Source organism: Leptolyngbya sp. CCNP1308 (assembly GCF_034932455.1).
Lineage (GTDB): Bacteria > Cyanobacteriota > Cyanobacteriia > Phormidesmidales > Phormidesmidaceae > Nodosilinea.
Window position 1 is genome coordinate 62,552 of the sequence record NZ_JAYGIH010000106.1, and the last position, 20,090, is coordinate 82,641.

Below are 20,090 nucleotides of genomic sequence, written 5' to 3' on the forward strand. Positions count from 1 at the left end.
CGCTGATAAGGTAACGGAGCGTGATGCGGTGCCTTACGCATCGGCGCTAAATTCATCAACTAAACGATTATTCCTATGAGATCAGACCTCAAAGTTGGAGCCATTCTCCACAGCAATGGACAGTGCGATTTTACACTTTGGGGGCCTGAGCTAGACTCGGTCGAGCTACGCCTTCTCTCGCCTAAAGAGGCTGCTTTTGATATGCAGAAAAGCGAGGAAGGCTACTGGACTGCTACGGTCGAGAAAGTGGCAGATGGTACACAGTATATGTACTACATTGATCGGGCCGCAGATCGGCCTGATCCGGCGTCGTATTATCAGCCCGAGGGGGTGCATGGCCCCTCGGCGGTGGTTGACCTCAACACCTACCAGTGGGGCGACAGCGCCTGGAAAAACATTCCCTGGCCAGACTACGTAATTTACGAACTGCACGTCGGCACCTTTACCGCCGAGGGCACGTTTGACTCAGCGATCGCCCAACTAGCCGACCTCAAAGCCCTTGGCATTACCGCCGTCCAAATTTTGCCAGTGGCGCAGTTCCCCGGCGAGCGCAACTGGGGCTACGACGGCGTGTTTCCCTACGCCACGCAAAACTCCTACGGTGGCCCCAACGGCCTCAAACGCCTAGTCGATGCCTGCCACCAGGAAGGGCTGGCGGTCATTCTTGATGTGGTCTATAACCACCTAGGGCCAGAGGGCAACTACACCGGCAGCTTTGGCCCCTACACCACCGACAAATACAACACCCCCTGGGGCAATGCCATCAATTTTGATGACGCCTGGTGCGATGGGGTGCGGCACTACTGCATCCAAAATGCGCTCTACTGGCTGCGCGAGTTTCACATCGACGGGCTGCGGCTCGACGCCATCCACGCCATCTACGACTTTAGCGCCAAGCACCTGCTGGCCGAGATGGCCGAGGCCGTGGCGGGGCTGTCAGACCAGTTGGGCAAGCCCCTCTACGTCACCGCCGAAAGCGATCTCAACGACACCCGGATTATTCGCCCCGCCGAGCAGGGGGGCTTTGCCCTCACCGCCCAGTGGAGCGACGACTTTCACCACGCGCTGCACACGTTAATTACTGGCGAGCGCTACGGCTATTACCAAGACTTTGGCACCTGCGAGGCTCTGGCGACGGCAATGCGCGATCGCTTTGTCTACAGCGGCACCTATTCGCCCTTTCGGCGGCGGCGGCACGGCAATTCGGCCACCGATTTGCCCTCCGACCAGTTCATTGTCTGTGCCCAAAACCATGACCAAATTGGCAATGCCAAGGGCTGCGATCGCCTCTCTAAGCTCGTGCCCTTTGACGCCCTCAAGCTGACGGCGGGAGTACTGTTGACTTCACCCTATATTCCCCTGCTGTTTATGGGCGAAGAATACGGGGAAGAAGCCCCCTTTAATTACTTCATTGACCACAGCGACCCCGAGCTAGTTGAGGCCGTCTTTGAGGGGCGCAAACGCGAGTTTAAAGAGGCCCACGGCTTTGGCGAACCCGCCCCCGCCCACGAGGTGTCCACCTATGAAGCCTCAAAACTGAACTGGCACCTGCGCGGCGAAGGGCAGCACAAAACGTTGTTGAACTACTACCAACGCCTGCTAGAGCTGCGGCGACAGCTCAAGCTCAACGTGCCGTCCTATTCTAAGTATATGGAGATTAGCAGCGACGAAGACACGAAGGTGATTGTCTACCGCCGGGCTATCGCTGACGGACAGCTGCTCTGCCTGATGAACTTCCACCAGAGCGTCAGCGTAATCGACCTGGCGCCGCCCCAGCAGCCCTGGGTGCTAGTCCTCGACTCGGCCACCGACGAGTGGGATGGTTCCGGCTCGGCGCTACCCCCCAAAATTACTGAAGCGCAGTCGCTGGAGCTAGCGCCGCTCAGTTTTACTCTCTACTCAACGACATAAAAGCGGTTGACTCTACTCAACGCTCTGGTTTATACCAAGTCCAGCCCAAGAGCTATAGTTCTTCTAAAGGTAAAACTCCAAGTCTGGATCTGGAACAGGTTATTTAGTCGTTCATCCTTTCTGAGTTCGCCATGCGTATCCCCACCGCGACCTACCGGCTCCAGTTCAACCCAGATTTTGGGTTTGCTGCGGCCCAAGACATTGTGGAATATCTCAAAACCTTGGGAGTTTCAGATATCTACGCCTCGCCAATTTTCAAAGCGCGCAAGGGCAGCACCCACGGCTACGACGTGGTTGACCCCACCCAGCTCAACCCCGAACTGGGCGGCGAGGCGGCATTTCAGCCCCTGAGCGAGACGGTGCGCTACCACGGGCTGGGCTGGCTGCAAGACATTGTGCCCAACCACATGGCCTACGACGGCCAAAACCCCTACCTCATGGATGTCATGGAGTACGGGCCTGACTCGGAATATTTCAACTTTTTCGACATCGAGTGGGAAGGGCCAGAGGAGCTGGGCGGGCGAGTCTTGGCCCCCATGCTGGGGGATTTTTACGATCGCTGCCTAGAGCGAGGCGAAATTCAGCTCAGCTACGACGAGACCGGGCTGAGCGTCAACTACTACGGCCTGCGGTTTCCGGTACGGGTAGAGTCCTACGGGCGGTTTTTGAGCTACCAGTCGGGGCGGCTGGCGCAGCAGCTCGACACCAGCGATCGCACCTTCGTCAAAATTTCGGGCATTCTCTACCTGGTAAAAAATGCCGTTGTCGATCTCAAGGGCCGCGAGTACCGCGACCAGGCCCAGTTTGCCAAGGGGCTGCTGTGGGATGTGTACCAGGAGAGCGACGCAGTACGTGAATTTATTGACCAGAACCTGGTCATTTTTAACGGCACCCCCGACCAGCCCAGAAGCTTTGATCTGCTGGATGAATTACTCTCAGAACAGTTCTATCGGCTGTCGTTTTGGAAAGTAGGGGCCGAGGAACTCAACTACCGCCGTTTCTTCACCGTCAACGAGCTAATTTGCCTCAAAATCGACAACGAGGAAGTCTTTGAGCAGACCCACAAACTGATCGACCAGATGGTCAAAACCGGCCAGTTTAGCGGGGTTAGAATCGATCACATCGACGGTCTTTACGACCCCACCCGCTACCTGGAGCGGCTGCGCCACCGCCTCGGTGACACCTACATCGTCATCGAAAAAATTCTCGAAGCCGAAGAAACCCTGCCCGACGACTGGCCGATTCAGGGCACCTCGGGCTACGATTCTCTCATTCAGCTCAACGGCGTGTTTTGCCAGCAAGACAACCAGGATGCCTTCACCCGCATCTATCAACAGCTGACCGGCGAAACTACCCCCTATGCAGAACTAGTCAGCGAGAAGAAACGACTGATCGCCGACACTAACTTGGTGGGCGATATCAACAATCTGGCCCGATTTCTCAAGCGGGTGTGTCAGCAATATCGCTACGGGCGCGACCTCACCCTCTACGGCCTGCGCACCGCCATTGAAGAGGTGCTAATTGCCTTTCCGATCTACTGCACCTACGTCAATCAGGAGAAGATCTCTGAGCGCGATATGGCCTATGTTCAAGAAGCCATTGAAGCCGCTCGCAAGCGTATTCCCCAGCTAATTAACGAGCTGAATTTGATCGAGCGTTTCCTGTCGCTCAACTTTGAGGGCACGCTGCCGGAGGAAGAAAAGGCCCAGTGGCTGCACTTTGTCATGCGCCTACAGCAGTTTACCGGCCCGCTGATGGCCAAGGGGTTAGAAGATACCCTGTTCTATGGCTACAACCGCTTTATCAGCCTGAATGAGGTGGGCGGCACGCCGGGGCAGTTTGGCCTCTCGCTGCGGCAGTTTCACCAGCGGCAGCAGCAGCGGCAGCAGCAGTGGCCCCACGCCATGAACGCCAGCTCGACCCACGACACCAAGCGCAGCGAAGACGTGCGCGCCCGGCTAAACGTGCTCTCTGAACTGCCCGGCGAGTGGGAGGCCGCCGTGAATACCTGGCGCAGCCTCAACGGTAGCCACAAAACCGTGGTGCACGACCAGGTGGTGCCCGATGCCAACGACGAGTATTTTCTCTACCAAACCCTGGTGGGGGCGTTTCCGTTTAACGACGGGGAGCTGCCTAGCTTTAGCGATCGCATCGCCGACTACGTGGTCAAAGCCGTGCGCGAGGCCAAGGTGCACACCGCCTGGCTGCGCCCCGACGCCGACTACGAAGATGGCTACGTGGCCTTTACCCGCGCCATTTTGACCCCCGGCGACAAGAACAATTTTCTCCCAACGTTTCGCAAGTTTCAGCAGCGGATTGCCGACTACGGCATCTACAACTCGCTCTCCCAGGTGGCGCTCAAGCTGGCGCTGCCGGGGGTGCCCGATATCTACCAGGGCCAAGAACTGTGGGATTTCAGCCTGGTTGACCCCGACAACCGTCGCCCGGTTGACTACAACCTGCGCCGCCACTGGCTCAACGAGTTGCAGCAGTGGGCCGCAGGCGATCGCCCAGCTCTGCTAAAAAACCTGCTGGAGTACCGCCAAGACGGGCGCATTAAACTCTGGGTCACCCACCGGGGGCTGGCGGCGCGGCAGGCCCACCCCGAGCTGTTTGCCCAGGGCGATTACCAGCCGCTGTTTGCCCGAGGCGACGCCGAAGAGCACATTGTGGCCTTTGCCCGCCAGTGGGGCAATCAGTGGATCGTGGCGATCGCCCCTCGCTTTCTCACCAGCCGCATTGAACCGGACGAATGCCCCATCGGCAAGGTGTGGGGCGACACTACCCTGGCCCTGCCCAGCGGCGTTCAGCAGTGGAAAAACTGGATCACCGACGAAACGGTCACCGCCACCGACGATGCCACCCTGTCGGATCTGCTGGCTACCTTTCCGGTCGCCATCTTGATTGGCGAAGCCGCCAATAAACCAACGCCTGAGGTAGCCCCAACTGAATCCTAGGCCAGGGGATTTGAGTGGGTCTTGGGCGAGCGATCGCCCGCCCGAAGTCAGCTCGACAGCGGTGAGGCGCAGACCGGTCTGCGCCTCATCAGCCCAATTGCGTCACCCCATCTCGATCGCCGCCTCAGCTCCGCCTGGGGATTGCTCGGGGTTATCTCTATCTCAACCAAAGCCTAAAACTTTTCATGATCTCGCAAACCCAAACCGCGCTCGATTCACCAACTATCGCTGCGATTCAGACCTACATTAAAGCCCAATGGCAAACCCTGACTCGCTCTACCACAAACCTGCTTGACGCCGCCTACGACGAAAAAATTGAGCACAAAGACGGTCCCTGGCTGATCTACATTTCAGGCCAAGAAGACCTTGACCAGGTGACCGCCCACCTCAAACAGTCGATCTCCGCCGAAGACATGGCGCAAATTTCGGTTAGAACCCTACCGCTAGAATGCGAGGCGATCGAGGGCCACGGGCTGCTCTACCTGCCGGGCGACTACGTGGTGCCCGGCGGGCGCTTCAACGAACTCTACGGGTGGGATAGCTACTTTATTTTGCTCGGCCTGCTGCGCGACAAAAACTATGCCCTGGGCAAGAGTTTAGTTGAGCAGTTGCTCTACGAGGTGAAGCACTATGGCACCGTGCTCAACGCCAACCGCACCTACTACCTCAACCGATCGCAGCCACCGCTGCTGTCGCGGATGGTGCTGGAATGGTACGAGCACTGCCAAGATACCGACTGGTTGATCAGCACTCTGCCCCAGCTCGAAAGCTACTACTACTACTGGGTGGTGCCGCCCCACCTCAACCAGGCGACCGGCCTATCGCGCTACTTTTCGGTGGTGAGTGGCCCCTCCCCAGAGGTGTTGTACTCAGAGCGCGACCAGCAGGGCCGCAGCCATTTTGATCGGGTAAAAGCCTACTACCGCGACCATGAAGTCACCGACTATGATGTCTCGCTCTACTACGACCCTGAGGCCGACGAGCTCACTGACCTGTTCTACCGAGGCGATCGCGCCATGCGCGAGTCGGGCCTCGACCCCACCAATCGCTTTGGCCCCTTCAGCGTCGATGTGATTCACTACGCCCCGGTCTGCCTCAACGTGCTGCTCCACCAGATGGAGCAAGATCTGGCCCAGATTCACAGCATTTTGGGGCACTCTGTACTGGCTCGGCAGTGGTGCGATCGCGCCGACTACCGCAAAGGGCTAATTGACCGCTACCTGTGGAGCGACAAAACCGGGTTTTACCTCGACTACAACTTTCGAGAACGCTGCCACTGTCGCTACGAATACGCTACCGCCTTCTACCCGCTGTGGAGCGGGGTGGCATCCCCCGAGCAGGCCCAGCGTTTGGTAGACAATCTGCCCGCCTTTGAAGCCGCCGGGGGCTTTAAAACCAGCAACGTGGTCTCGGGCAACCAGTGGGATGCCCCCTTTGGCTGGGCACCCTTTCAGTACTTTGTGGTGAAAGGTCTGCTGCGCTACGGCTACAAAGCCGAGGCCCGACGGCTGGCCGAAAAATTTGTCTCCCTGCTGGTCAAAGACTTTGAGCGCTGCGGCGTGCTGCTCGAAAAATACAACATTGAGACCTGCACGGGCGAGGTTTCCGACGACATCAAGTTTGGCTACAGCACCAACGAAGTCGGCTTCGGCTGGACGAATGGCGTCTTTCTGGAACTGCTGGCCGTTCTGGAACAAGAATAGCCCTGACGCAGCGAAGCCATTCCGGTCGCTCGCGTAACTAACATCTAGAAACTGGGCACTGTATTAGGGCTAAAGTTCTAGACGTACTGGTTATGATTGCTAAAGAGCTGGATCCTATTGCCCCCAATGCGAGTAAGCAGGTGCAGGCGGGACGCCGGGCTGAAGAACAGATGGCATTTTACCTGCGCCGCGCATTCGGCGAAGATCCCAAGATCAAAGTGCTGAACGGATTGCGGGTAGAGCGCCAGGGCGAAGTCGCCCAGATTGACCATCTGCTGATCAGCACCCACGGGTTTACCCTGATCGAGAGTAAAAGCGTCACCACGCAGATTCGCGTCAATGCTCAGGGGGAATGGTCGCGCCAAATAGCCTCAGCTTGGCAAGGAATGCCCTCCCCAGTGCTGCAAGTAGAGCGCCAGGCCGAGCTGCTCAGGGCATTACTCAACGACCATGTCGATCAGTTCTTCCGCAAGGTGCTGACGCTTCAGTTCACCTTTACCTCCGTGCCCTTTGATGGGCTAGTGGCCATCTCTGATATTGGGGTAATTCAACGGCCCCCAGGCTTTGCCACCAAGCAGGTGCTCAAGGCCGATCAGATTACCAGCCGCATTCAGGAAATGTACGCGGCTTACCGCCGAGCCAGCGGTTTGTTCTCCCTTAATCTCAAAGATGCCGGGGCCGAATTTAGCGACAAGAGCGTGACAAATCTGGTGGAGTTTTTGCTGCAACAGCACAGGCCCCAACCCCAGTTGGCCAATTCATTTATCCCTAAAGCGCCCTTATCAAACGCTGCGGCACCGCCCGCCCTCTCAGAATCGAAGAGGGTTGTACGTCCTATCGCCAAATCGCCGTCGGGGCCATCCCCCGCACCTCGGCCTCAACCGACCCAGCCTCCCCTGAAAAACCCTGCCCAATCTGTGGTCAACCCTCAGCCGCAGTCTTCTCCCTCACCGCTGCCTAGGCCAGCGCAGGCGGCTTCATCATCCTCCAGTGCGGCGGCACCAGCTCACACCTGTCGGGCCTGCGGCAGCAGCCAGCTAGCCATTGTCTACGGCAAATATGGCTACTATTTCAAATGTGCCGACTGTAACGGCAATACTCCAATTAAAGTAACCTGCGCCAACGGCGAGAAGGCCAAAATTTCTAAGCAAGGGCGAGAGTTCTACGTGCTGTGTGCTGACGCCCCAGAATCGCAACTCTTCTACGTTAATCCAACGACATAGCCCCCAACTTAAACGGGGGTAGGCCGTCACTATCGCCTCAAGCTTGGCCATAGCGCCTTGGAATAATTGCCCCGTGGCAATGACTCCCAGAGACAAGCCGTTGTCTCCCTGGGGAAGGATGGCATAGCCCGCGCCAATGTCTAGGCTAAGGGCATTGCATAGGAGGTGCTATGGGCGTGCGCGGACGAATATTAATTCTCAGCGGTTCAATTCTTGCAGGCTTGATTACCATCGCCACTGTGCTGATTCTGCGGGGCACAGCCCCATCTCTGGCTAGTCAGGGACAGGTTGGGGCTGTGCCACCCGTTAACCTAGAGCAAGCTGCCGACCAGGCCGATAAGCTATCGGACAATGTCTACAGCGGGCTAGACACCACTAAGAAAATTATTGGCAAGACCGACGCCCGCAACCAGGCGATCGAGAAGGGCCGAGATGCCGCCAGTCAAAAAATGCAGGAACTGAGCGATCGCGCCCGGCAGGCCGAGACAGCGGGTGAAGACGTGCTCACCGCCACCGATAAGCGCGTACTCAAGCACATTTCAGAGTAAGTGAAGGCTTAATCCCGTTTGCAGCCCAACATCACAATCTGTAAAACTCGATACCCCCATCGGGCAGTACTCTGGTGAAAACCAATTGTGAATCCGAGGGGGACATTACCATGCCTGTAGGATTACCTGAATTCGTTGAAAACCCTGAAAACCGCTGCCCGGTCATTTTGCTGCTCGACACCTCCAACTCCATGGCGGGCGAGCCCATTCAAGAACTGAGCCGGGGCGTAGAGGTGTTTAAGCAAGACACCATCAAAGATAGCAAAGCTGCCCTGAGCGTGGAGGTAGCGATCGTCGCCTTTGGGCCGGTGCGGCTGGTGCAAGACTTTACCACCATCGACCAGCTGACCCCGCCAGAGCTGGTGGCCGATGGCCTCACCCCCATCGGCGAGGCCATCGACTATTCCCTGGCGCTGCTCGAAACGCGCAAAGAGACCTACAAAGAAAACGGCATTCAGTACTATCGGCCCTGGATTTTTCTGATTACCGACGGTGCCCCCACCGATACCTGGCAGGCGGCGGCAGAAAAAATTCGCGCGGGGGAGGCGGCCCGCAAGTTTTGCTTCTTTGCCGTCGGCGTCGAGGGGGCCGATATGAAAACCCTCAGCCAGATTGCCCCAGCGGAGCGACCGCCGCTGCTGCTCAAGGGACTCGATTTTAGCCCCATGTTTGTCTGGCTGAGCACCTCCATGAAGCGGGTGTCGAGCAGTAAGGTGGGTGAGGCCCTGGCCCTACCCCCGGTGGAATGGGGCCAAATCACTACATAGGGAAATCACTGTGGGTTGGAGAGCAATTGCCCGGTCGGCCATTGGCACCCGCCATCAAGAGCAGCAGCAGTCCTGCCAAGACTATGGGGCAGTGGTGGTGGCTGCACCTAAGGCCATGCGCGATCGCCATGGGGTGATCGTCGGCGCGGTGGCCGATGGGGCAGGCAGTGCGCCCCACTCAGCCATCGGGGCCAAGCTGGCGGTGGCCACAACGTTAAAGTATCTGGCCACTAGCGAAGCCTGGCTGCAAAAGCGGCAGCGCTCCTGGCAGCGCTGGCCCCAGCCGCCGTCGGAGGAGCTGATGCGCAAGCTGTTTACCAAGGCGGTGATGCGATCGCAGACCCAACTCACCCAGCAGGCCAACGCCAAAGGTTGGGAACCCCAGGATCTGGCCTGCACCCTGCTGGCATTTTTGGCCACTCCCGACTGGCTGGCGGCCGTGCAGATTGGCGACGGCTTTATGGTGGTGCGCTATGGTCAGGCGGGGGCACCCGCCAAGGGCGAGTATGAACTGCTGTTTGAGCCCGATCGCGGCGAATTCGCCAACCAGACCACCTTTATCACTGCTACCGATGCCCTGACCTCGATGCAGGTGGCCGTGATCGGTCAACCCCCAGCCTTTATTGCCGTCGCCACCGACGGCCTCGAGCGCGTCGCCCTGCGCCTCAAAGACTGGGCTCCCTTTGCGCCCTTTTTCAGCCCTCTAGAAGAGTATTTAAAAGAAACCCCCAATCCTGAGACCGATGACGAGTATTTGATGAGCTTTTTGACCTCAGAACGGCTCAATCAAAAAACCGATGACGACAAGACTCTGCTGCTGTGCCGCTGCGATCGCTCAGCCTGATCCAGTAAAACAGTTTTCATCGTGGCCACGTTCCACGTGGCCACGCGCCCTCAGACGCTCCAGCGTCCTTCCACCCTGGGACGCAGCAGCGCCAAAGGGGGCATTCCCACGCTGATCGTAGAAACGATGGGCGAGGGGGATTTTTTGAGGGCAGAGCCAAGGTTTTAGGGCCAAAGTCTAGATGGCCAATTTTGGGTGTCAGTGTTTATAGTGGTTGCTGGTTTAAGGGCGAAGCTCGATGGCGCAGAGTATAGGGACAACAGCGAAAGTACTGACCTGTGTCGGCCACAGCGAGCCGGTAGAGCTAACCACGCAGCTAGCGACCAGCGGCGAGGGAGAAGTTTGGCATACCAATTGGCCCGGCTACCTGGCCAAGCTCTACTTCAACCCCAGCGGCGATCGCATCCGCAAACTGGAAGTGATGGTGACCAACCCGCCCACCGACCCCAATGCCGCGATCAACCACCCCTCCTTTGCCTGGCCTAAGGCCCTTTTGCAGGATGCCAGCGGGCGATCGCTGGGGTTTCTCATGCCTGAAATTGCCCACAGCGTTGGCCTGTTTGATGTCTATAACCCCCAGCGACGGCGCACCGTCCTGCCCGGCTTTAACTGGCTGTACCTGCACGTCACGGCAATGAATATTGCCTCCATCACCCAGGCCATCCACGCCAAGGGCTACGTGCTGGGCGACATCAAACCGCAAAATATTTTGGTCAACAACCAGGCGCTGCCCTCGGTAATCGACACCGACTCCTTTCAGGTGCGCGACCCGCAGACGGGGCAGGTGTTTCGCTGTCCCGTTGGGTCTGAGGGCTTTACCCCGCCAGAACTGCTGGGCCGCGACCTGGCCCAGCTTGACCAAACCGAAGGCCACGATCGCTTTCGATTAGCCGTCATCATTCACCTGCTGCTGTTTGGCGATCAGCCCTACAAGGGGGTGTGGACGGGCTGGGGCGACTCCCCCGACCCCAACCAGCTTTTGAGCCAGGGCCACTGGCCCTACGGAGCCACCACCCTAATTCAGCCCGGCCCGCTGACCATTCCCCTAGAGACGGTACACCCGGAACTACAGCAGTGCTTTTTGCGCTGCTTCAACGAAGGCCATCGCGATGCCAGCCTGCGCCCGACCCCAGGGGAATGGCTCCAGGCGCTGAAGCTGGCGGTGGCCGACCTCAAGGCCTGTCCCAAAGTCAACTGCCACTACTATAGCCAGAGCTACGGGCGGTGCTACTGGTGCGATCGCAAAAAAGCTTTGGGCGTCGATGTCTTCCCCAAAGCCTCCCTCTCCCGAGAACAGTGGCAGGCCAGAAACCACGACGCCGCTGCCGCCCTGTTTAAACCGCTGGCGCATGCTGTCACCACAGCCAGTATCTATCTAGGGGAGCGAGGGGCAAAGCTGTCTTGGCCGCGATCGCCACAGCTCCAGCTAACTCTCCCCAAACTGCCCTCTCTGACCCTGCCGGAGCAGTGGATCAAATATGCCGTCACCACCGGCATTGTCTCCACCGCCATTCTCTCGATACTTCTGATTGGCAAAGTCTTGATGGCCCAGGAAGATACTGAGTCGGCGGTCTTTGGCACCCTGCTGTTCATCGGGCTGATTGCCCTCTGGCCGCGCCTGGTCAAACCGTCAGATTAGGTTGAATACCAGATAATTAAGGATGTGCACTGAAATACCGTATCGAACCTGGTGATCAAGGTAAGCTACACAGGAAAGCAATGCACCAATAGGATTAGGTGGTGACTGGTATCTCAGCTTCTTGCGCGTCCCTCACCCGTCCTAAAACTTCAGCCCTTGCCCTAGGGCGCTATGAGAGGAGTTCAATGAGCTGTCAACATCTCAACGATCTAACCGCCGAAACCCTCATTTCTAAAGCGGCCTATCCAGTATTTCGCTGTGAAGAGTGCATCAAAACCAACAGCCGCTGGGTACACCTGCGCATTTGTCAAACCTGTGGGCAAATGCTGTGCTGCGATTCGTCGGAGCATCAGCACGCCCGGCGACATTACGAAGAAACGGGGCATGCTGTCATTAGCTCAGCCGAATTGGGAGAACAGTGGCTCTGGTGTTTTGTGGATGAAGAGGGGAAAGACTATTGAAACGTTGAGGAATGAGCTTGAAGCAGGGCATTTCCTAGCTGCTCACCATCTGGCGCGGTGCCACAGCTCGACAGGGATTTCCTAAACAAATTTGCCCTGGCGGCAAAGACTTAAAGACGCTGCTGCGTGCCCCCACCACGCTGTTGGCTCCCACGGTTACCCCCGGCGCGACAAAGCAGTCGGTCGCTACCCATGCCCCATTCTCAACGGTCACTGGCGCGACTATTAAGCCAAAGTGAGGGTCGCCAATATCGTGGCTGCCGGTGCACAGGTAGCTCTTTTGCGAAATCACGCAGTGCTGCCCAATGGTGACGGGAGCGAGACTGTAGAGCACCACGTCGTCCCCAATCCAGCTGTGGTCGCCAATGGTCACATTCCACGGATAGGTAAACCGAGCCGAGGGGCGAATCACCACCCCTCGGCCAACGGTGGCCCCAAACCGACGCAGCAGCCAGCACCTCGGCCCGTGGGAAGCGTGGGGCGTGAGGGGAAACACCACCGCCTGGAGCAGCCACCACAGCAGAATCATGCCCTTCGATCGCCCCGGCTTGTACCACGACTGGTCGTAGGTATCGAGCCGCACCCAGGGAGCATCGTCCCCAGGGTTGTGGACACCGTCAGAGGGAGAACTAACCGTCATCACCAACCCCCATAGAGCAACCCCATAGAGCAACCGTAGATGGGCACGGGCAAACCCCTTCGCCTACGGGGCCGATTCTACCGAAATAATCGAGGGCTGGTTCGTTAGCTTGGGGGATGGAGCGCTTTCTTTGGGGGTGACATTGAGCTGACCGCCAAATTGCTTTAGCTCAAACAGCTTGACCCCGATCTGGTACTCGTACTGGCTCAGCAACCGCCCGTAGATATAGCCCGCTCGCCCGTCTAAAAAGCCCAGCCGCAAAACGTAAAACAGCACAAACCGCAGCAGCGGCTTAAAGGGCAGCCGCACCCAGATTTTTTTTAAGAACCGCTTGCGCTGCACCGCATCGCCAAACAGATTTGCGCCGATGGTGCCACCGTCGCCCATGCCGGTGAGCAGGTTGTAGTAGACCTGGGCCTCCCAGTTGGAGTAGCGGTTGTGGCGGGCCAGCCAGTGGTACAAATCGCGAAAGTCTTCGTGGAGCATGTCGTGTTTTAGGTAGCCCACGACCCCCTCGATCATCACGTGCTCGTGCACTTCGTTGTCGCCCGTGTTGGGAATATCGGCGGTTTGCAGGTTTTCGTAGCGGCCCGCCCGGTGGCGAAACAGGCGCAGGTTCCAGTCGGGGTATTTGCCGCCGTGGCGAATCCAGGTGCCGAGGAAAAACACCCGGCGGTTGAGGTAGTAGCCGTCAAATTCGGCCTGCTGAATAGCGATCGCAATCTCGTCCCACAGCTCGGGGGTAATGCGCTCATCGCAGTCCACAATCAGCACCCAGTCGTGGCTAAAGGGGAGGTTGTCTAAGGCCCAGTTTTTCTTTTTGGGCCAGTGGCCGTTGAAGTCGAACTGCACCACCTTGGCCCCGGCGGCAGTGGCAATGTCGATGCTGCGATCGCTGCTGTTTGAATCCACCACAAAAATCTCCGCCGCCCGCTCCAGACTGGCCAGGCAAGCGGGCAGGTTTTGCTCCTCATCCTTGGCCGGAATCAGCACCGAAATTGGGATTTTGGGGGTTGTCGCAGCCATGATGAATTCCACTACACGAGGGGGTTAATAAACAAACGCTAGAAGGCAAACGCTAGAAGGTCTTCAGGGGCAAGCCTTCGCCCTAGGGCGCGGCAACAGGTGGCGCAGCCCGCTCACCACATAGCCCAGCTGCCCGTAGGCATAGACCACATTTTCAAACCGCACAGCCGGGTCAGGCCAGTGGCGCAGGGCCTTGACCAGCCCCCGCACCAGACACAGACTCCGCACCCGCACCCGTTCCAGGGTCAGGGTGTGGCTGAGCTGCTCGCGGTAGCATTCGCTAATGCCCTGCCACCAGCTGCGGCGCAAAAACCAGCCCCGGCGCAGTCGCTCAGGGGCCACATTGTGGGCCACCTGGGCCTGGGGCACAAACAGGACCTCATGGCCAGCGGCTAGAGCCAGCTGGGTCAGATGCAGTTCTTCGTTCGAGAGCAGGTTTTTACCCACCCGACCCAGCTGCGGGTCGAAGCCACCCACCGAGTCTAAAAAGCTTTTTTTGACGGCGTAGTTGAGCCCTCGGGGGGTTTGGCCGGGGTTGGTAATCAGCCGCGTTGTGGCCCCCAAGTCGTAGGCTCCCAGACTTTCAGACAGGGTAGACGATAACCAGGGGGGCGGGGTCGTATCCTGCGGCCAGAGCAGGCTAACATAGCCGCCTGCGATCGCCGCCTTGGGGTGCTGCTCAAAGGCGGCCGCCAGCGCCGCCAGCCAGTGGGGAGCGGCCTCGGCATCGTCGTCGAGGTAGGCGAGAATGGTGCCGTGGGCGATCGCCGCTCCCCGGTTGCGCGCCGCCGACAGCCCCAGAGTGCTCTCGTAGAAATAGGTCAGCTTGGGATGCGGCTGGTAAGCGTCTACCACAGCTCTGGTGCCATCCGTCGAAGCGTTATCCACCACAATAATTTCGTAGGCGGCGTAGGTTTGCTCCAGTAAGCTGGCGATCGCCGCCCCCAGGTAGCTGGCCCGGTTGTGAGTACAAATAATTGCCGAAATTAAGGGCTGGTTCATCATCCACAAAATTGCCGTAGGGCTACAAAACCAAACCTGTTGCCCGGTCAAACACCGCAATGGGCAGCCTAGAACCGCACTGATTCTAAACTGCCCATTTCACTCTATAGACTACCGAAGCCCTCCATCTGTGATGCCCCAAACACCAACTCCAGACACCACCGCCAGGCTACCGCCGATGGCTCGGGTGGGGTTGATAGTACACTGGCGACCCCTGGTCAGCCACATAGTGACAGGCCCAGAACGATCGGACAAAGCTTCTCCACACCGGCTCTGTAGAAACGCGATAGTAGTTGCCCAAAATCGGCTTGATGGCCGCCGTTGCCGTCTTTAGATGGTAGTGAGGCATGGTCGAGAAAATGTGGTGGGCCACATGGGTACCAATGTTGTGGTGAATTGGGTTAATCAGCCCGTAGTCACGGTCAATAGTTGATAGTGCCCCCTTGAGAAAGTACCACTCATCCCCCCGGTACCAAGGGATGTCGGGCTCACTGTGGTGCAAAAACGTCACTAGATCCAGCCACGCCACAAACACTAGGTAGGGAACCACATAGTAGGTTGCCAAAAACAGTAGCCCCTGGGTCAGCCCCACCCAGGCCAAAAACACAACCATCGCTGACCAGCAGAGGGTGCTCACCAGCACATCCCGCCGCTCCGCAGGTCGAAACAAATCGCTACTGGGCATAAAGTGAGACCCGCTGCGCCCCGACGACCTAAAGAATAGATAAAACGGATAGGCAAACAGCGCCCCGTAAAATCGCACCATCTTTTGCGGCCACGGCATCGCCTGATAGGTGGACTCGTCGACTGGATACCAGCTTTCGTCGGTGTCGATGTTGCCCGTGTTGGCATGGTGGGTGCGGTGGCTAATCCGCCAGCCGTGGTAGGGCACCAGAATGGGCGTGTGGGCTAAATGTCCCACCAGGTTATTCAGCCATTTGTAGCGAGAAAACGAGCCGTGGCCGCAGTCGTGGCCCACCACAAAAAGAGCCCAAAACATCGTGCCCTGAGCCAGCCAAAAGATGGGAAAGAACAGCCAAGAATTGACCGCGTGGGCCACCGCGTAGAGCGCCGCGATAATTCCCAGGTCTAAAAAGAAATAGGCTAGCGATCGGAGGGTTGAGGGCTGAAAACAACGGGCCGGAATCGCGGCCTTGAGATCTTGAAGAGTAAAGTCTAGCTCCTGGGCTGAGCGAACGTAGGCCGAAAATTCTGCGTCTGCAGCTCCAGTAGGAACGCGATCTACTTGCACAAAAGTACCAATTTAACCATAGAGACGAAGGCCCAGCTGCCTGAAAAAATCAGCAGCTAGCGTTACACAGCTTAACTTTTCGCGGCATAAATTTCTATCCCACGAGGGAGGCCAGGGAGTTTACACCTCGATCCGATGGATGAATTGGGAATAGGGATCAGGCGGTAGTGTTTACCCGGGTAGCAGCCCTAGCAGCGGTCCCAAAATGGGATGCTCTTCTACCCACACCGATACCGAGCCGCCGTTGCAGCGAAACTCGGCCCAGCCATCGTCATTGGTGGTAATCGTTTGGGGGATGTGCCCCGTCAAATCGTAAAAGGTGGTGTTGGGCTTACCGACTTCCATCCACTTGGTGCCCTCTGCCCCATTGCTGAGCAGCACCGCCATGGCTCGCGGATGGCCGTCGGTACCCAGCCGCGACCAACCCACCACGTTGGGGTGGTCAAAGTAGTCATACTGGGGGCCGTAGGCAAAGTGCTTGCGGCCAATCAGCAGTCGCTCCAAAATTTCCCGGTGCGAGTCCATCCAGATCTCATACTCGTTGCCGTCACGGCCTTTATCCACATAGTGAGCCCCGTAGTAGTCGCAATAAAAAATGCAGGGGTACCCTGCCTCGCGCAGCAAAATCAGGGCATAGGCCAAGGGCTTAAACCAAGCCTCCACCACCGACTCCAGGGCTTGCAGGGGCTGGGTGTCGTGGTTTTCAACCAGGGTGACCGCCAGCAGCGGCATCTCTTGAACTACGGTGTTGTCAAAAATGGTGCGCAGGTCGTAGCTGCTGCCCGCTTTGCTAGCCTGATGAAAATTGTTGTGCAGGGGCGCGTCGAATAAATCCAATTGCCCCCCAGAGTTGCCCGCGTACCAGCTCAGGGCACCCATATCGTAGGTCCAGTACTCGCCCACGCAAAACAGATCGCGCTGGGCATGGTTTTCCAAATGGGACAGCCAGTCTACAAAGAAATCACCGCAGATGTGCTTGATGGCATCCAGGCGAAAACCGTCTACCCCAATGTGATCGAGCATCCACTCGCCCCAGTACTTTAGCTCGCCGCTCACCTCAGGGTGGTCGATATCGAGGTCACAGCCCATTAGGTAGTCGAAGCTGCCCAACTCCCAGCTCACCTTGTCTTCAAAGGTTTTGCCCTCAATTAACCATACGGCTTTGTAATCGGGCTCATAGCTGTTGTAGTCAACGGCGTCAAAGTGGTACCAGTGCCACTTCATGCTTGAGTATTTGTCGCCTCGTCCGGGAAAGTTAAAGCCCGTCCACGACTTAATCTGGCGCATATCGCCTAGGGGTCGATGGCGATCGCCGGGATCCATAGGAGTCGCCTTAAACTCCTCCTCACAATCTGCGGCCATCTTGTGGTTGAACACCACATCGGCGTACACATTGATCCCTAAATCTCGACAGGTTTTCACCGCCGCCACAAATTCATCTTTGGTGCCGTATTTAGTCCGTATCGTCCCCTGTTGGTCAAATTCTCCTAGATCAAACAAATCGTAAACTCCGTAGCCTACGTCGCAGCCACCGCCAATGCCTTTATAGGCCGGAGGCAGCCACAGAGCAGTAATTCCAGCGTTGGCCAGCGCCTGAGCTTCTTCTCTTACATGATTCCAGTGGGTGCCGTCAGCCGGGCTGTACCAGTGGAAGTACTGCATCATCGTGCCGTTAAACTCTCCCTGCTGGTGGCGGCGCTGAATAGTCTCGGCGTTGGCCTCTAGCCATTCCCGCATGGAGGCCTTAGCAGTGGCCGCTGCTTCTGTGGTGAGGTTAGAGCCAATTGACTTAAACGTATGCTTGAGCTGCTGAAAAGGATTAGACATAGCGCCCCCTGGAAAATGGTTTTTCCCCAGAATAGGGGTAAATCTTAAGAACTTCGTAAAGGATAGGAGAGAACTCCAAAATACTCGGATCTTCTCAACTAGATCGCCAAAGTCTCGTCCTGGCGATACCAGCCCTCAACCACCATGCCGCCGAAGGTAGATTGGAGTTAGGCAGCTCAGCCCCGTTAGCCCAGGACGAGCAGCCATAGCGGAATGGTCAGCAGCAGCCCCCCGGTAGACAGAGCAATGCTAGCGGCCACCAGTTCTCGATCGAGGTCGTACTCTTCGGCCAAGATCAGCCCGGCAAACGCGCTGGGCATACCCGACATCAGCACCAGCACTAGCACCGCATCCCTAGGCAGCCCAGCGCCCAAGGCGACAGCTCCGACGGTGGTGGGCAACACCAGCACTTTGAGGGTTGCCGGCACCAGAGCTAGCTTTAGACTGCTCCACCCTTGCAGCTGGCTGAGCCGCAGCCCCATCAACACCAAAGCCACTGGAATCACCAGCCACACCGACTGGTGTAGGGCATCTTCAACTAGGGGTGGCCAGGCCCAGGTCTGGGAGGCCGAGCCTAACCCAAAGGCCCACAGCGAAGGCACGGTCACCACATCCCGCAGCTGCTGCCAGCGCGATTGGGCATGGGTACCCCGCCCAAACCAACTCGCCAGGTACACCCCTAATCCATAGGTGCCCACCACATTTTGGGTCACGCTATAGAATACGGCCCAGCCCAGGTATGGGCCACTGACCAGGGTGGGCACAATGGCCAGGCCAATAAACCCCGTGTTGCCGAGCATGGCGGCTAGCACAAAGCTGCCCTGACGGGGTTTATCGGCCCAGGTCATCGTCGAGGTGTTTGCCTGGAGTGGTAAGTTTGCTAACTGATCTGGGGACATCGACTCGGCCTTGGGGGCATCCCTGACCATGGGATATGCTGGATCAGCAAAAGGCAGCGATCGCACCACCGCTAGCCCCGCCAGCGCCAGCGCCAGACCTAGGCCCAAAGCAATAACGGTATATAACGGGGCCAGGCCCGTATCTCGGGCAAAGTGGGTTTGTCGCGCCAGGGCAAAAATTTCGAGGGGAATGCCGACCCAGTACAGCCCCCGCCCCAGCCGCTGCGGTAAGGCCGCTGGCAAAAATCGGCCCAGCCCAGCCCCTAGTCCGACCCAAATCACCAAAGGCAGATAGGCTTGAATCAGAGAATCACGCATTTTGACAGTTCGCTACGGCACTTACCCCACTCAGTAGTCTACGGAGTTTCGGTCGCGTTGGCGGCTATTTGGTGCGATCGCAATCCCAGCAGCAGCTATAAATCTAGCGTCAACTCTGTACCATACATATGCCTTTAAAAAGCATGATTAGTTCGTCAAACTTTAGTTTCTTACCTACCCTAAAAAAGGTTAGATTGCTTAAAGGGCAGGCATTAAGACGGCAGCCCGATGCTAAAGAGCTGATTAAAATATGCCCAGCCATAGTCTCAAGACAGGCTCAAAGTATAAAAAAATTGCCCTCTCCTGAAAATGTACGGATAGGGCTTACACCTATTAATCTTGGCCTCACGAAACTGTATCAATCCTGTGAAAACAGACTACAAAATCTAGCAGCAGCTAGTTTTTTTGGTTTGATGGCATCAGGTGGTTCAATCTGCGCTTTCGCTGCCTGGCCGCAGGCCGCGTAGCGCTCTGGCCCAAGGGCCACCTCATCGTCATCAATAGGGGTTGCATCACCGCCACCGACTGTGAATCGTTCTCCACAGCCTATAACGCTTCGATGCCCCTGCCAGCCCTCAGCAGGACAAACACCCTAGCCCCCAGTCTCCTTTGATGACTCCTTTTATGCTCAGTTAGGGAGTACACATTTGACTATGGCTACGTCTGCACCCCGTCCGTCGGTTAAGCCTCAGGTTGGCGTCTATGAGTGCGCCATCACCCTCAAGCTTCGTATTTTAGAAGAAAGCCACGTCATGGCCGATCGCGAGCACCTGCTTGAGCAGCTGATCGATGCCTTTTCCTACGGCAGCGATGAGTTTGTTGAGCAGCTAGACGCCCAGGTAGAAGTCGCCGAGGTCGCCGAAATCCAGGCTTCCCCGCTCATGCGGCGGCAGCTGATTAGACTGCGCAATTTACCCTCAGCCTGAGATCGATAGACTACTCAAGCTGACTGGGCTGCAAAGGCAAACAAAACGACCTAGTTCCCTCAGGGCTCTTCGCCCCGTATATTGATTAATAGAGCCGGGGCAGCCTCCGATCCGTTTCCCTTGGCCCAGTCGTTGTTGTAGCTTAGG

The 20,090-nt window shown here is 57.5% G+C and carries 19 protein-coding genes; 13 read left to right on the forward strand and 6 right to left on the reverse strand.

Features of this window, described 5'->3' with window-relative positions; genetic code table 11:
- The first annotated feature begins 75 nt into the window (after positions 1-75).
- The 11 genes from treZ (at position 76) to VB780_RS26800 (ending at position 12,053) form a co-directional block, all read left to right on the forward strand.
- Positions 76-1,911: a malto-oligosyltrehalose trehalohydrolase gene (gene treZ, locus VB780_RS26750; protein ID WP_323354241.1), complete on the forward strand. Its 1,836-nt coding sequence runs from the start codon at positions 76-78 to the stop codon at positions 1,909-1,911.
- A 131-nt stretch (positions 1,912-2,042) separates the two neighbouring features.
- Complete coding sequence (gene treY, locus VB780_RS26755; protein WP_323354242.1) at positions 2,043-4,868, forward strand: malto-oligosyltrehalose synthase; 2,826 nt, start codon at positions 2,043-2,045, stop codon at positions 4,866-4,868.
- A gap of 21 nt (positions 4,869-4,889) precedes the next feature.
- Entirely contained in the window at positions 4,890-5,045 is a 156-nt protein-coding gene (locus VB780_RS26760; protein WP_323354243.1) for a hypothetical protein, read from the forward strand.
- A gap of 8 nt (positions 5,046-5,053) precedes the next feature.
- Complete coding sequence (locus tag VB780_RS26765; RefSeq protein WP_323354244.1) at positions 5,054-6,571, forward strand: trehalase family glycosidase; 1,518 nt, start codon at positions 5,054-5,056, stop codon at positions 6,569-6,571.
- Positions 6,572-6,663: 92 nt separating this feature from the next.
- The gene (locus tag VB780_RS26770) at positions 6,664-7,794 is read left to right on the forward strand and encodes a nuclease-related domain-containing protein (RefSeq protein WP_323354245.1); all 1,131 of its coding nucleotides are present in this window, start codon (positions 6,664-6,666) and stop codon (positions 7,792-7,794) included.
- Between the two features lie 170 nt (positions 7,795-7,964).
- Entirely contained in the window at positions 7,965-8,342 is a 378-nt protein-coding gene (locus tag VB780_RS26775; protein ID WP_323354246.1) for a hypothetical protein, read from the forward strand.
- A gap of 110 nt (positions 8,343-8,452) precedes the next feature.
- A complete protein-coding gene (locus VB780_RS26780; protein WP_323354247.1) occupies positions 8,453-9,109 on the forward strand; it encodes a vWA domain-containing protein in 657 nt (218 codons plus the stop codon).
- A 10-nt stretch (positions 9,110-9,119) separates the two neighbouring features.
- Positions 9,120-9,953 (forward strand): PP2C family serine/threonine-protein phosphatase, encoded by an 834-nt coding sequence (locus VB780_RS26785; RefSeq protein WP_323354248.1) that lies wholly within the window; start codon positions 9,120-9,122, stop codon positions 9,951-9,953.
- A gap of 21 nt (positions 9,954-9,974) precedes the next feature.
- Entirely contained in the window at positions 9,975-10,121 is a 147-nt protein-coding gene (locus tag VB780_RS26790; RefSeq protein ID WP_323354249.1) for a hypothetical protein, read from the forward strand.
- Positions 10,122-10,191: 70 nt separating this feature from the next.
- Positions 10,192-11,592 carry a helix-hairpin-helix domain-containing protein gene (locus tag VB780_RS26795; RefSeq protein ID WP_323354250.1) on the forward strand — a complete coding sequence of 467 codons (1,401 nt, stop codon included), beginning with the start codon at positions 10,192-10,194 and terminating at the stop codon, positions 11,590-11,592.
- Positions 11,593-11,777: 185 nt separating this feature from the next.
- Entirely contained in the window at positions 11,778-12,053 is a 276-nt protein-coding gene (locus VB780_RS26800; RefSeq protein ID WP_323354251.1) for a UBP-type zinc finger domain-containing protein, read from the forward strand.
- A 34-nt stretch (positions 12,054-12,087) separates the two neighbouring features.
- Here VB780_RS26800 and hpsU read toward each other — a convergent pair whose 3' ends face one another.
- From hpsU to VB780_RS26830, 6 genes are all read right to left on the reverse strand, one after another.
- Positions 12,088-12,693 carry a hormogonium polysaccharide biosynthesis acetyltransferase HpsU gene (gene hpsU, locus VB780_RS26805; RefSeq protein ID WP_323354252.1) on the reverse strand — a complete coding sequence of 202 codons (606 nt, stop codon included), beginning with the start codon at positions 12,691-12,693 and terminating at the stop codon, positions 12,088-12,090.
- Positions 12,694-12,756: 63 nt separating this feature from the next.
- Positions 12,757-13,719: a glycosyltransferase family 2 protein gene (locus tag VB780_RS26810; protein ID WP_323354253.1), complete on the reverse strand. Its 963-nt coding sequence runs from the start codon at positions 13,717-13,719 to the stop codon at positions 12,757-12,759.
- A gap of 63 nt (positions 13,720-13,782) precedes the next feature.
- Positions 13,783-14,721, reverse strand: coding sequence for a glycosyltransferase family 2 protein (locus VB780_RS26815; protein ID WP_323354254.1), 939 nt, complete (start codon positions 14,719-14,721; stop codon positions 13,783-13,785).
- A gap of 169 nt (positions 14,722-14,890) precedes the next feature.
- Entirely contained in the window at positions 14,891-15,973 is a 1,083-nt protein-coding gene (locus tag VB780_RS26820; RefSeq protein ID WP_323354255.1) for a fatty acid desaturase, read from the reverse strand.
- Positions 15,974-16,144: 171 nt separating this feature from the next.
- A complete protein-coding gene (locus VB780_RS26825; protein ID WP_323354256.1) occupies positions 16,145-17,800 on the reverse strand; it encodes an alpha-amylase in 1,656 nt (551 codons plus the stop codon).
- Between the two features lie 185 nt (positions 17,801-17,985).
- On the reverse strand, positions 17,986-19,017 hold the full coding sequence (locus VB780_RS26830; RefSeq protein ID WP_323354257.1) for an AEC family transporter: 1,032 nt from the start codon (positions 19,015-19,017) through the stop codon (positions 17,986-17,988).
- A 128-nt stretch (positions 19,018-19,145) separates the two neighbouring features.
- Between VB780_RS26830 and VB780_RS26835 the strand changes: the two genes are divergently transcribed.
- Entirely contained in the window at positions 19,146-19,484 is a 339-nt protein-coding gene (locus VB780_RS26835; protein ID WP_323354258.1) for a hypothetical protein, read from the forward strand.
- Between the two features lie 186 nt (positions 19,485-19,670).
- Positions 19,671-19,943 carry an Npun_R1517 family heterocyst differentiation transcriptional regulator gene (locus VB780_RS26840; RefSeq protein WP_323354259.1) on the forward strand — a complete coding sequence of 91 codons (273 nt, stop codon included), beginning with the start codon at positions 19,671-19,673 and terminating at the stop codon, positions 19,941-19,943.
- Positions 19,944-20,090 lie beyond the last annotated feature (147 nt).